The following is a 14332-nucleotide window of genomic DNA, read 5'->3' as shown; positions in this document are numbered from 1 at the left end:
CTGAGCGCTCAGAAATATTAATTCTGAGCGTTCAATTAAGATCATAAACACAACCCATAAAAAATTGAGACATAAGAATGAATTATAAAACTAAAGTAATCCCCTTAATTTTAAGTGCTTTACCGCTGCTTTCTATGCAGTTGTACGCTAAAGAGGTTTTAACTTTTGAACCGGTAGCGCAGGATATGACCCCGATTATTCGCAGCGCTCTGAAAAATGTAAAAGATAAAGATTTAAAAATTGTATTTAAGAAAGGGACTTATAAGTTTTTACCTGAATATGCATCAAGTGAGTACCGACGAATTACCAATCATGGTAATGGATTAAAAAAAATAGCTTTTTCTTTAGATGGTTTTGACTCAGTTGAAATTGAAGGTGCTGGGTCTGAATTTATTTTTCATGGGCAAATAGCGCCATTTGAATTTTATAATAATAAAAGCGTTAAAGTTAGCAACATTACTATTGATTGGGATATACCGTTTACGTTTGTAGCTGAAGTACTGGCAGTAAATGAGAAACAAGGGTATCGAGACGTAAGGCCTGTTAAAGGCGATCATCAGTGGGATCTTAAAGGAGGAAAAATTCGGTTCCCAAATGTTGATGGATTTAGTTATGACTATTTAGGCTCTACACTTGCTTGGGATAAAAATGAAAAGCGAGTTGTTCATGGTGGTATAGACAGTAAAAGCAAGTCAGATAACGTAGAAGACTTAGGAAATGGTGTTTTAAGAATTCACGAAAAACTTAAAAATCACCCTCCGATTGGCTCGTTAACAAGCTCAAAAGGCGACAGAGAAACACATCGGTACGCACCTGCTTTTCAAGTGAAAAATTCTAAAAATATAGTGTTTGATAATGTAGTTATACATCACGCTTTAGGAATGGGGTTTTTATTTGAAAAAAGTGAAGACATTCAGATTCTAAACTCAGGCGTTTATTTACGTGATGGTTCAGAGCGCTTAATTTCTACAACGGCTGATGCAACTCACTTTGCTAATTGTAAGGGCGATATTTTAATAGAAAATAGTCGTTTTGAAAATATGCTAGATGACGGTGCAAACGTACATGGTACTTACACCATAGTTGACAAAATAATTGATAGTCACACTGTATTGGTCAAGTTTGGTCACTTTGAGCAAACAGGATTTGAGTTTACTGGTCAAGGTGATGAAATTTGGTTTATACACCAGCCAAATACCAAAAGAGAAAATATAAATATAGTTGAATCGGTAAACATAATTAATGAAAATTATACGCAGATTAAGTTCAAAGATAGCTTGCCAAAACAGCTTACCAAAGGTGACTTGTTAGAAAATAAAACGTGGAACCCTACTTTCACAATGCGTAAAACCATCATTAAAAACCACCGCGCGCGTAATGTAGTTTTAAAAACACCATTAAAAACCGTTATTGAAGATAATTTCTTTTCATCAATGATGTCATCAATTTTGTTTCGTGGAGAAACCTTCTTTTGGTACGAATCGGGTGCAGTAGAGGACGTACTCATAAGAAACAATACTTTTGACTATGTAGCTTATGCAGGGAAACCTCATGCGGTTTTAAACATAACACCAAGACTTAGCACAAGTTTTAATCAAGATGAGATATACGATCGCAACATTCGATTTGAAAATAACACAATAAATAGCTTTGGTAATCGTATTGTTTGGGCTGATAGAGTTGGCGGTTTAACGGTGTCGGGTAATACGATTAATCGTAATATTAACCAGCCTGTATTGCATCCAGATAGCCCACTTTTTGAGTTTGTTAACAGTGAAAATATTGAACTTAAAAACAATACTTATAATGGCAAAGTACAACGAGTGCTTATCGTTGATGATAGCTCTAAAGGCACTTTAATAGACGACGGCTCTATTAAGTAACTTCAATCAAATTATATGGCAAAGGATCTTTTATGTTTATTTCTGTCGTTAAATTCACTTTGAGTTTATCTCTATCTCTATTTCTATTTAGCTTGTGCACTATTGCAAATGATAAAGTGATAGATATAAGCGACTTTGGCGCGATTAAAGATACAGGATCCGACAGTACCCATAGCTTATATAAAGCTTTGCAAGAGGCTAAAAAAATCGGTGCAACAAAAATCACTTTTCCTAAAGGTCGGTACGACTTTTATGAAGAGCGAGCCGCCGATAGATTAATGTATATAAGCAATAATGACCCAGGTATTAAACGTATTACATTTCCTTTGTCATTATTTAATAATCTTGAAATAGATGGAAATAACTCTACTTTTATTTTTCATGGTGGTTTAGTGCCATTTATTTTAGATGAAAGTAGTCATATTATACTTCGTAATTTTTCTATCGACTTTTCTCGGGCTTTTCACTCCGAAGCATTAATTGTTGGTGCTGGAAAAGGGTATTTAGATTTAAAATTTACAGACCAATTCCCTTATAAGATTAATGAGGCCGGTATTTTAAAATTTCAGTCTCAGCTATTTCAAGCCTCAGGAATAAAAAGTAAAGACAGACTTAAACGTAAACAAATTTCGCAAGATGAATATAAATATGAATACAAGCGTGTATTAGAGTTTAACTTTGCACTGCGTGAGCCTGAGTATATGGCGCAAGATATATTTACTGGAAATGCTTTACGTGCTGAAAAGCTAGATGGAGGCGACGTTGTAAGAATTTTTCATCCAAATTTGAAAGCAAAAGTTGGAAATATATTAGTTTTTCAGGCAAAGCATCGTGATTACCCCGGTGTGGTTATTTCAGACAGTAACAATGTCGAACTTCATAATATTACCATTCATCATGCAGGGGGGATGGGAGTAATTGCTCAACGATCTCATAATATTACAATCAAAGACTCTAAAGTCTCTCCTAGCAAAGGGCGTATTGTAAGCACAACAGCGGATGCAACGCATTTTGTTAATTGTACTGGAAAAATTAAGTTGATTGATAACTTATTCGAAAGTCAAAAGGATGATGCAACTAACATACATGGAATTTATGCTGCAATTGATAAAATTATAGATGATAAAACGGTAGAAATTAAGCTACAACATCCACAGCAATTTGGTTTCGATTTTATAGGCTCAGAAACTGAGTTAGAGCTAGTTCATGGCCCCAGTTTGATAACTTATGGGTCAGCTTTGGTTGCAAAGAGTACTCGAGTTAGTAATGAAGTAACGCGAATTGAGTTTGTTAAGCCATTTGATAGCCGGTTACAAAAAGGTGATTCTGTTGCTGAGGTTCGAGATTATGCACACGTCATAATTAAAGGAAATACAATTCGTAAAAACCGAGCCAGAGGTATGTTGTTAAATAGCCGCGGTAAAACGTTAGTTGAAAATAACTATTTTCATACATCGGGATCGGCCATTTTATTTGAAGGCGACGCAAATTTTTGGTTTGAGCAAGGTGGCGTTCGAGATGTAACGATTAAAAATAATATTTTTGAAAATAGTTTTTATAGTCAGTGGGGGCAGGGGGTTATAGCCGTAGACGCTGGAATTGATGAGCAGTTTAAAGAAACATCACGATATAACAAAAATATTGTAATAAAAGGCAACACATTCAAAGTGTTTGATAAAGCGCCTATTCTCAATTTATTTTCTGTTTCACATTTAGTTTTTGAAAATAACATCATTGAAAAAACGACTGGATATCCTGAGCGTAAAAAATATGACTCATTGTTTTTAATAAACAACAGCGACAATATTACCATTTCTATAAATAATATTTTACAAGGATTCTCTGAAAGTAAGTCCCAGCTACTTAGTCCCACAACAACTTATAAAAGAGCTAAAAACTAAAATGAGTATTTTAATAATAAGTACTTTTAGTCAGTTTTATATTGCTTATATAAGCTTTTATAACGCCTACTTTAAATAAACAACGGGTAACTTAAATAAACACGCCACTCTAAAATTTATCTTTTAGGAGCGCACCTCTACACGTTTTTTTAGGGCCTGTTTATAAATTAAGTAGGTAAATATTTAACTATCGCATTAAAACACACACATTATATTAAAGTTTCTCAATTCACCTAAAGGTGAGGGTATATCAATGAAAAAAATTGTTAATAAATTAAGCGCGGCATCAATAACGTTACTTTTCTGTGTTAGCAGCTTTGCAAGTGAAGTTTCACAAGATTATTTTACGACACAGGGCAATGGTCTTCGTCAAATTACAAGTGGTACAGTAAATGGTCAACCCGTTGTTTATACATCTGAATTAGATGGTGCTGTAGCAAGTTATAGTTCAAATGGTGAAGAGCTGTGGCGAAGCGCAACTCAAAATAAAGCAGTACTTTTTGAGATAAATAGTACGGATTTAAATAATGATCAATCTGATGAGCTAATAGCAGCAAGTGCTGATGGAAGTATTTATGCATGGGATACCACATCTAAAAATAAGGTAGCCCCTCTTTGGAAATTTACTCCACCTAAAAAAGTTCGCTTTAGTGAAGTTGCAGTAGCACGTGTTGACGGTGAAAAACGGATTTACGCAGGGGGGAATAACTTTATTTTGTATGAGCTAAATAGTAATGGACAACTACTCAGCGAAACAAAATTAGAGGGTGTGGTTCGCAAAATAGAATCAGGTCGTTTTTTATCCAGCGACAAAGACAGCTTATTTGTTTTTACTTTAGATCGTGATAAGTATCGTTGGGATTTTATGGGATTTATTGACCCTAAATCAAAGAAGGTAATAAGCAAAATTAGCCCTGCAGATCGAAATGTTAAAGACATTTCTAAAAATATGATGATAACGGATATCGACATCGCAGACTTAGATCAGGATGGTTTAGACGATTTATTATTTTTCGGTGATTATAAAAGTGGTCAAAAGTCTGCTGCATCGTTTGTTGCTTACAATAGCAAATTTAAACGCATTGCAGACTTTAAAATAGCATCTGCACAAAGACAGCGTTATGCGCATGTGTACGGCACATCACTATTACCTAAGTATAACGAAATAGTACTTCAATTTGGGGGGCTTACTTATTTAATTGATGCAAAAGGAAAGTTAATAAAACAAGTTGGCGAAAAGCACACCGGCCTTATTTTTAATGATATAGAGTTATCAGCCACTAGCGAAAAACTTTTTGCGGCAGGCCAAATTGGTGGAGGTAATACTATTTATAGTTTTGATTTAAATAATAAAAATTGGTTAGACACTCCTCATCAATTAACCGGTCGGTTAGCGCAAGTTGAAAAAAATATTAATGATTTGTATGAACAAACATTAGCTTTTGAAATGCCAAGTTACCAAAAGAAATCTAATGAACCTTGGGTAATGCTAACTAAAGCAGAGCTAAATAGTGATGTGGAAAAACTCAATGGTGCCGATTTTCTTAGCGTAGCCCAAGAGCGATGGACTGAAAAATGGGATCGCAGCCAATTAGTTAAAAAAATAGGCAAAATTGCGCTTAAGCAAGATCGCCGAGGTAAATACAAAGATACGCGAGAGCAATTAATTAAAAAAGCGAAGGCATTTGAGGCCAAAGGAAAAAGTTTTGTTGTTTGGTCTGGTCACGGTATAGACCCATTTGGGGTTAGTATTGACACAATGGAGGCTATATTAGAGGCCGCTCCTAATACCGCTCTTGGCTTTTTATATGCTGAAATGCACGACCCGAAAGATCCAAGAGTACTTTATTTTATCTCGGAGTATATGCCACGCTTAGCCAAAGCAATGCGTAAGCAAGGCAAAGCAAAATTATATTTTAGATATAAAGATGTTTTTTGGGCTACGACTTCTCAACAGCAACCTTGGAAAGATATGTTTTTTTCTGGGCAGTACGCTGATATTTTAGTTCCTTCTGCTGAGGATACGACATCACGTACGCAAGATATAAATTTTACCGGTAGAGTTGGCATGTTTTTAGGTGGTTATGTTAACGATTACGCAATGAGACTTGTTGATGATAACCCAACCAGTTGGCGTCCTCTTAGCCCTGGTGGACAGCGCAGTGTATCTCCCTACCTTAGAACTGCCGTGTTAAGAGCTGCGTATGGTTCAAGAATGGGTATTATTTTTGATAGCCGTTATACCGAGCAGCCAGGATTAAATGTTCTATTTGCATTAATGAAGTCGGGTGTTTTACCGATTGTTGAAAAAGATGCAATGCAATCAATCGGTTCATGGATGCTAATAAAAGATGTAGACATAGAGTTAGCTCATTCAATAACTAATCATCACGAAATGAATCACTACAGTGAAAATGACTCCAATGCTTTGATGAGTTTAGGGCAAATTCAATGGGCGGGTACAAACTTACCAAAGTATGATTATTCTAGAGCGGCCTTAGGTGTGCAATATAGATGGTTGAATTTCATTCCGCCAATGCCAAATGGCATGATCCCAATCGCCCCTATAGAATCTGCAGCGCAATTAAAAAAACAAAATACCCCTTATTTTGTATCAAATGGAAGAGTCGGTTTTAGTAATGATAAAGAGATAGGTGCAGAAGAATTTTACCCAGAGATGCAACACTCAATTGAGCTCGGAGCACAAAATTTACCTATACGTGTTGAAGGTTCTGCTTGGTCTGTAATTAAGTTAGACGAGAAACATAGCCGTATTATTTTAGTCGATCAAGGCTATATTGACCCTCAAGATAGAGATGTAACTATACATTTTCATAAAAAAGCGAAATGGGTAAAAGATATTTTATCTAAAGAAGCGTTTCATATAACTGATAATAAAATGAACGTTACTGTTCCTGCTGGATCAGTTCNTAACTAACTAACTAACTAACTAACTAACTAACTAACTAACTAACTAACTAACTAACTAAATAAGCGTACTGAGTGCCGCTATTTTTGTATCTTAATAAGTGATGAATATTATGACAATAAAAAAATTAGGAATGAGACATATACTAACGATATGCCTTGCCTCTGCTCTGTTATCGGGTTGTGAGTCTTCTGCTATATCGAATGATGACTCGCCTATTTCCAAAAAAGCGATTGAAAAAAGGCCAAATTTTGTTTGGTTAGTATCAGAGGATAACTCGAAACGGTATTTAAAATTGTATAACGCTAAAGGCGCTGAAATGCCCAATATAGAGTTTTTGGCAGAGCAAGGCTTAGTGTTTAATAATGCATTTTCTAACTCGCCTGTATGTTCAACAGCAAGAACAACGCTCGCCCTGGGGGCGTATCCTGCTAAATTAGCAATGGAATATCACCGCCCATTTGAGCGTATAAACTTACCTAAAGAATTAAGCACAATAAGTGATTACCTCACTAAAGCAGGTTATTACACGTCAAATGATGCCAAAGAAGACTATAACTTTATCTCACCACAGAATAATTGGAGCTCGTCAAAAAAGGGAGCGAGCTGGCATAATCGCAAAGCAGGCCAACCTTTCTTTCATATGCAAACGTGGAAAACCACGCATGAAGGAAAACTACACTTTCCTGAAAGCGATATAGAAAATTTACCAACGATACATAATCCCAATTTAGTAGAATTAGATCCTATCCACCCCAATACTGAACTATTCAGATATACGTACGCTCGTTATCTCGACTTACATAAAAAAGTAGATAAAGAGATGGGCGTGGTAATAAATCAGCTTAAAGAGGAAGGATTATTAGAGGATACATTCATATTTTATTTTGGTGATCATGGTGGTGTTTTACCAGGTAGCAAAGGGTTTGTTTCACAAAGAGGCCTTAATGTTCCTTTAGTTGTTCGTGTACCAAAGAATTTTCGACATTTATTACATAAAGATTTACAAGCTAAGCTATCGACTCGAGTAGATGGCATTATTAGTTTTATAGATTTTGCCCCTACCTTGCTTGAACTGGCAGGTTTACCTAAATCTAAGTTGCAGGATGGCGAAAGCTTTTTGTCAAAAAATTTAAGTTTAGATGATTTAAATAAGCGTGATACAAACTTTTCATTTGCCGATAGATTTGATGAAAAATACGATATGGTAAGAGGCTTTGGCAAAGGTAAATATAAATATATTCGTAACTATTTACCTTTTAACCCAGATGGATTGTTTTCAAGTTACCGTTATAAACAGGCCGCTTACAGAGAGTGGAAATACCTATTTAAGGCTAACAAGTTAAACTCTGTACAAAGTGCTTTTTTTAAACATAAGCCGTTAGAGGCATTATACGACCTTGAACAAGATCCTTTCGAAACTGAAAATTTAGCACTATTACCACAATACACGGATGAAGTGATTGAAATGCGTACAGGATTACAAAAAAAGCTGCGATCGATGCCCGATTTAGCTTTTTATCCTGAATCTTATTTAGTCGATATTGCAAAAGATGACCCCAATACTTTTGGTTTAAAGCACAAAAGTAATATTGCCCGCTTTATCAATATAATAGATATGAGCCTACAACCGTTTGAACAAGTAAAAAATAAGTTAAAGGCAGTATTGTTATCAAATGAACAATGGGATCGCTATTGGGCAATGAATACGCTGTTATCGTTTGGTAGTGAGGCAAATGAGTTATTACCTTTAATCAATAAAATAAAACTACATGACAGTAGTGCACTTAATCGAGGTAGGGCTATTCAGTACTTGGCTCTTAATCAAGGGATATCTCCCAAGGCTGATTTAGAAAGCTTAATAGAACAAACAGAAAATCCACTAACCGTTTTAGCAATACTAAATATTGCTACTCAATTACATGATGAATTGGATACTACGTTTGATATTAAACTGCAAAAATCATGGGGTAAATTACGTACTAATGCCAGCAGCCCAATGAACAGCTTTAGCCAACGTATGGTTAATAGCTGGTTTAAAGACCGGGTAACTTATTTAAAAACAATCTAGCAATAAACAGCATAACGGCTAAAATTTTTGAGTCGTTATGGTGTTAGCCAAACTACATTGTCAGATATTTCTGCTTTTTAAACTTCAATCAACCTAGTCCACCAAATAAAAGACTTTTGAAGAAACGTACCAAAACCACTTTAAGCTAGAGGTTTCAGTTGGAGCTAAAAACGATTTAGATAAGATCGAGTAAAAAGGCACAATGTTAGATAACGTAAATATGATACGAAGACTGTGTTGTGCTTCATATTTAGATAAACGCTTAGTGTCTAATTTTTTAGTCCCTTGTTTTAAATTCTCTTTTCCTTTAAAAAAGATGATTTTAGTGGCCAAAATAACACACCGATTTATGTGCTGCATAGAAAACGGCGGTTTGAGCTGGTTCCATTCTAGTTTAGCTTTCGTGTATTGAACTTTGGTAAGCGTTGATAAAGAGTGCTTCACTTTGTAATAACCTATATAAATAAAGGCCTTGCGGCGATTTTTATTGATTGAGATCAACAAAGCAACAGAGAAAAATAGGCATAATTCGTGGCTGCAATTTACACCTAAAAATAAAATGGTGTGTTACGAATGTGTGCTACGATTTAAAGAAAAATAAAGGTTTATTATTGAACTGGACTTGTATCAAAAGTAGTCAAAAAACATTTAGTTTAGCTCTATCTTTTTGTTTTATAATGATATTAATTGAAGAGGCTTATAAGTGGCTCTACTCATAAATAACAAATGCATTAACTGCGACATGTGCGATCCTGAATGCCCTAATGAGGCTATTTATATGGGAGCTAAAATATATCAAATTGATGCTAGTAAATGTACTGAATGTGTAGGGCATTACGATAAACCTACTTGTGTAAGTGTTTGCCCTATTGACTGTATAAAGCCTGATCCAAATAAGCGTGAAAGCTTAGATGAACTGGCTGATAAATATGTGCTGTTAACTAGCTAATAGCTTGTTTAGGTATTTTGCTAAGCCGCTTTTTACTATCGGCTAAAAACTATCTACATTACTTATGTAGCTTGTAGCAAAAATCCGCCGTCATGTGTTTTTAGTTTCAATCAAATCTTATTACCTTCATTAATTATCAACTATATTGTGTTACCTTAAGGCTTTATAAACTCAAGTATTAATCTAAGTTTTAGATTGCATTCTATAGGAGTCTATTTTGGATATAGGTATTAACGCTATTCAGGCTGTATCTTCAAAACAAGCCGTATTCATAAATGATAAGTGCCGAGTATTTGTAATTGGCGATCTTGATGGTGATTTACCAGCGTTAAAAAGCGCACTTAATACCGTAAATTTTAACCCGCAAAGCGACACTTTATTTTGTTTAGGTGATTTTATTGATCGTGGGGATAAAACATATGATTTATTTACGTACTTACACGAAATTAAGGCATGTTTGATATTAGGTAATCATGAGCATTTAATGCTGGAGTCATTATTAAGTAATGATGCTGCCGCTTTTAAATTATGGACGGACAATGGTGGCAATTGGCATAAGTATGTATCGAGTGAAAAGCTCGATGTTATGTGTAATGAGTTACTAACAAAGCCGCTTTCGATAGTACTTGAATATCGCGGTTATAAAATTGGGTTGTCTCATACATTTCCGCAATCGTGGGATTGGGAAAATTATCCTGATGATAAATCGGTGACTGTGCAATCTCTATTGTGGGATCGCGAAGTAGTTAAACAAAATAAGGTAGTTAAAAGTCATGGAGTCGACTTTTCAATACATGGACATAACTCAACTAAAGCACCTTTCTGGGTTGGCAATAGTTACCATATAGATACTAACTATCACGGTGGAAAGCCTACATTACTCGAGCTTTCAGAGGTTATTGCTACACTTGAAAAGTCATCTGTTCTTTAGGGTTTTCTACTTTTTAAATATCATTCGGCAGCTTTGCTTTTTAAAATGTAAGCTGCTGACTACATCTCCTAATTATACACCTTCGTTTTCTATATACACTTTATGATGATTTACCCACTGTAATTATTTTATCAAGCTATTAAACACAGCAAAGCCTCTCTTAGTTTGTTAATTAAGAGCGGCTTTGATGTGTGGGCTGGGTTTTAACTTTCATTTAATAGGTATAAATACAGTTAAAAGAGGATCCACTCGATTTTATATTGTTGGTTAACAAACCATTAAGTTTGGCTGTGTAAAATTAGGAACAATTTTTGCCATTACGTAAATAGTTTACGTAAAAGGACTAACTTCTCGCTTTAGTTTTATGAGCAGATTTAAATGGAACAACCTCTCACATGATATTAGCAAGTATATACCCTTTCCCTTTTTCAACGTTTTGTAAGTCATCACTTTATGTATCAATTTTTTCTGTTTTGGGTTCTACGTGTGCTTTTGCAGCGCAAGAAAACGAAAACTCGCAGCACACAAAAGATATAGAAGTAATAGAAGTACGTGGTATCCGTTCAAGCATGGCCGAAAACTTAGATGTAAAACGTATGTCAGGCTCTGTGGTTGATGCAATTACCGCTGAAGATATTGGAAAATTCCCTGATAAAAATGTAGCAGACTCTCTTCAGCGTGTACCCGGTGTGGTAATTGAGCGTGATGGTGGGGAAGGTTCGTCAGTCAGTATTCGTGGTTTATCATCAGAACTTACTTTTACACAGCTTAATGGTAATTTTATTGCGTCTTCCCCGGGTGAACCTTCGCGTTCATTTGACTATGCTTTGTTACCGTCTTCGATGATTGAAAGTGTCGAGATTTATAAATCGCCAGAGGCACGCTTAGATGAAGGTGGGGTTGGTGGTACTGTATTAATGCATAGCCGAAAACCTTTAAGTATGGATGCAAACTCAGGTGTATTTAATGTAGAGAGTACTTACGCTGATGTTACAAAAGAATACGAACCACAGTTTACGGGTTTATATTCATGGAAAAACGATGACGAAGACTTCGGTGTATTGGTAGGCTATACGTATCAGGAGCGGACAAACCGAACTCTTTCGGGCGGAACTGATTCAAATGTGTGGCGTTACACCGGCGGTGGACAACCTTCAGATATAAACAGTAACGCAGTTGATAACAATAACGGCTGGGATACTATTAATGATGCAAACGGAAACAGTTACGATGGAGTTTGGTTTCCACAAGTTGTGCGAGGTTCAGTTCTTAACGAAAAACGTGAGCGTGAAGGAATTCAATTTAGTACGCAATGGCGACCAACAAATCGTTTAGAGCTTGGATTTAATTACTTTGGCTTTACGCTCGGGCAAGACAGAACAGAATCTGTGATTGATATACCTGAGTGGTCACTCAATCCTGACTTTTTAACGGATGTTAACCTTGATGAATCGGGCACTATTGTCACTGGTATGCAATACGATGCGATGGCAAGCGGTATTGAAAGTGATATGCAGTTTCCGTGGATGCGCGGAAGTTATGTACGTGAAGAATCTACTTCAGATACCTTTGATTTTAATTTAACTTACGAAGGCGATAATTTTAAAGCGCGTTTTGTTGTGGGTAATACAAAATCAGAAGGAGGGCCAGAAGAAAGCTGGGAGGCTGCATATAAAAGTTCAAACGCCGGCGAAAACGCCACTGCTATACAAAATGCAGCTCAAACGGCAGGCTGGTCACTCAACCAAAATAATGTATCACTTAATATTGACCCTAATACATTAACTAACTTACAAAATGGAATTGGAGGCGGTCGTGATGCGGGTTCTTCAAACTCAAGTTTTGTACGCAGTGAGCTAGAAGAAGATTATTACCAAGCTGATGTGGATTTTTATGTTGATTGGGGCTTTTTAAAAACAATTAGAACCGGTGTTAAATACCGTAACTCAACCCTTCACCGTGAAACCGGCAACACCTTCTTTTTAGATCCTAATTTTGATATAGCTGCGGGCGAAGCAAGCGAGCAAGGTATTACGCGTTTTGATAGCTACCAGTGGAATGGTGGAATGCCATTAGCTCAAAATGTATTTACGAATGAGAGTAATATTGCTGGTGGTTTTAATATAAACCAAATGCCAAGTATCGATTGGGATAAATACCGCGATATGGTCACTGCTAACTATGTTCCTTATACACGTATTGAAGATAACTTTGTTTACGACATTGAAGAAAAAATATCTGCTTTTTATATTCAAGGCGATTTTGAGTTTAGTGAAGTAAGAGGTAATTTGGGCGTACGCGTAGTACAAACTAAAACATTTACTTCATCTACCGACTTATATACCTACCAATTAGATCACACAAATAACGCAACAGGTGAGCCAGTAACGGGTGACGCACGTTTTGTAGAAGACTATCAGTTAGTCACTCAGCAAAACAAAGATACTCAAATACTACCCAGCTTTAATATAGCGTGGGATGCAACTGACGATTTAGTTATACGTGGGGCAATAGCAAAAGTAATGTCTCGTCCTGACTACAGCGATTTAGGTGCGCAGCAGCGTATTACGTTTGTATCGGATGAATGGGCCGATGATAGAGCTGCATTTAATGAATTGCCTGGTTTTAGCGGTAGTGGCGGTAATAAAAACTTGAAACCATTTGAATCAGTTCAAGCAGATTTATCTATTGAGTATTATTACAGCGAGGGTTCTGCTATTGGATTGGCGCTTTTCCATAAAAAAGTAGATAACTTTGTTGTGCCACTGGTAATAGATGTAGAGCAAAGTTTTGCCGGTAAAAATAACATAGTGGATGCCGGTATTATTAATATAGCCCCGTACAGCACTGTAGGTAATGGTACCGATGCGGTATCTAAAGGCGCGGAAGTATTTATCCAGCATGCCTTTGATAATGGTTTTGGCTTTTACGCAAACTACACCTATAACAAAACTAACAAAGCAGATGTAACTGTAAATGGTGAAGAATTTGGTCAGTCGGCATTAATAGGTAGTGCAAAGTATCAGTACAACACTTCTGTTTATTATGAAGGTGACGCTTTTAATGTGCGCGCTTCATATAACAAACGAGGGGAGACAGTATTAGGCCTTAATAGTGGGTTAAATGTATATCAAGATCCATACGAGCAAGTTGACGTTAATGCATCGGTTAATTTGTATGAAGGGCTAAGCTTAACAGCTGCTGTTATTAATTTAACTAAGTCGGAATCGGTAACGCGCTTAGGTGATGATACAGATGCAAGATTACTTAACTCGAGCTATTCGGGTCGGCGCTATTACGCAGGCTTTAATTACAGCTTTTAATTAACGACATACGCAATATTTTATCAAAAGCCAACTGACTAACTTTAGTTGGCTTAACCTAACAGAGCCAAATAGTATAATTTTATGTATGCACATAGTTTTGTCGCTCATATGTTGATTGTTTAATAGGCAGAAAAAGCCTCGCAACCCTTTATTTGTATAGCTTTCATACTAAATTCATTTAATTGTCAAAAAGCTGAAATAAAACATTGACCCCCGCTCGAATCTCCCTATAATGCGACCCCACTGAGACGGGAAACGCCAACGCATAGCGAGGCAGGAACAACTCAGAGAGTTAAATAAAACTTCGGTTTTAAATCTTCCAAAAGAAAGTTTAAAACTAAG

7 protein-coding genes are annotated in these 14332 nt (G+C 36.2%); all 7 read left to right on the top strand.

Annotated features, from left to right (window positions below; translation table 11 throughout):
• Positions 1–77 precede the first annotated feature (77 nt).
• The 7 genes from I6F48_RS15855 (at position 78) to I6F48_RS15825 (ending at position 13987) form a co-directional block, all read left to right on the top strand.
• Complete coding sequence (locus tag I6F48_RS15855) at positions 78–1883, top strand: alpha-1,3-galactosidase-related protein (RefSeq protein ID WP_166379566.1); 1806 nt, start codon at positions 78–80, stop codon at positions 1881–1883.
• A 32-nt stretch (positions 1884–1915) separates the two neighbouring features.
• Positions 1916–3784, top strand: coding sequence for a right-handed parallel beta-helix repeat-containing protein (locus I6F48_RS15850; RefSeq protein ID WP_024594240.1), 1869 nt, complete (start codon positions 1916–1918; stop codon positions 3782–3784).
• A gap of 253 nt (positions 3785–4037) precedes the next feature.
• The gene (locus I6F48_RS21555; RefSeq protein WP_197119803.1) at positions 4038–6722 is read left to right on the top strand and encodes a hypothetical protein; all 2685 of its coding nucleotides are present in this window, start codon (positions 4038–4040) and stop codon (positions 6720–6722) included.
• 103 nt (positions 6723–6825) lie between these two features.
• Entirely contained in the window at positions 6826–8784 is a 1959-nt protein-coding gene (locus I6F48_RS15840) for a sulfatase family protein (protein WP_158001031.1), read from the top strand.
• A 703-nt stretch (positions 8785–9487) separates the two neighbouring features.
• Entirely contained in the window at positions 9488–9733 is a 246-nt protein-coding gene (locus I6F48_RS15835) for a YfhL family 4Fe-4S dicluster ferredoxin (RefSeq protein ID WP_024594128.1), read from the top strand.
• A 217-nt stretch (positions 9734–9950) separates the two neighbouring features.
• A complete protein-coding gene (locus tag I6F48_RS15830) occupies positions 9951–10664 on the top strand; it encodes a metallophosphoesterase (RefSeq protein WP_166379560.1) in 714 nt (237 codons plus the stop codon).
• Between the two features lie 395 nt (positions 10665–11059).
• A complete protein-coding gene (locus I6F48_RS15825) occupies positions 11060–13987 on the top strand; it encodes a TonB-dependent receptor (protein WP_197119802.1) in 2928 nt (975 codons plus the stop codon).
• The last annotated feature ends 345 nt before the right edge of the window (positions 13988–14332 follow it).

Source organism: Pseudoalteromonas sp. SWYJ118 (assembly GCF_015864505.1).
Classification (GTDB): domain Bacteria; phylum Pseudomonadota; class Gammaproteobacteria; order Enterobacterales; family Alteromonadaceae; genus Pseudoalteromonas; species Pseudoalteromonas arctica.
Note: the sequence above shows the minus strand (reverse complement) of the source record. Positions and strands in the feature narration are given on the sequence as shown.